Below are 509 nucleotides of genomic sequence, written 5' to 3'. Positions count from 1 at the left end.
ATCACCTACGATCCCGCCTACGGCTACGAACTCGGTGTCATCATGCGCGCCGGCCTGGAACGCATGTACGGGCCCGATTCCACCGATCCCAACGTCATGTACTACATCACCGTGTACAACGAGCCGATCGTTCAACCCAAGGCACCGGAGAACATCGACGTCGAGGGCATCAACCGCGGCATCTACCAGCTCAAAAAGAGCGAAGCAACCGGCCCGAAGGCCCAGCTTTTGGCCTCGGGCGTTTCCGTGCCGTGGGCCCTGGAAGCCGCACAGATCCTCGCCCAGGAATGGGGCGTCGCCGCCGATGTCTGGTCAGTGACGTCCTGGACAGAACTGCGCCGCGACGGCCTCGCCGCCGAAGAGGAAGCCTTCCTGAACCCCGACGCCGTAGCCCGCGTTCCCTACATCACCGCCAAAATGGCCGGTGCCCAGGGACCCGTGGTCGCCGTCACCGACTACATGAAAGCCGTCCCGGACCAGGTCCGCCAGTTCATCCCGAACGACTTCGC

1 protein-coding gene is annotated in these 509 nt (G+C 63.7%); it reads left to right on the top strand.

The features are described 5' to 3' along the window. Positions 1-509: transketolase-like TK C-terminal-containing protein (locus AAGW05_RS18555; protein WP_411806034.1), on the top strand; the 509-nt coding region annotated here is incomplete at both ends.

The sequence above is a fragment of the Arthrobacter sp. LAPM80 genome, from assembly GCF_046736435.1.
Lineage (GTDB): Bacteria > Actinomycetota > Actinomycetes > Actinomycetales > Micrococcaceae > Specibacter.
The sequence above is the reverse complement of the archived record's forward strand: the minus strand, read 5'-3'. Positions and strand labels throughout refer to the sequence as shown.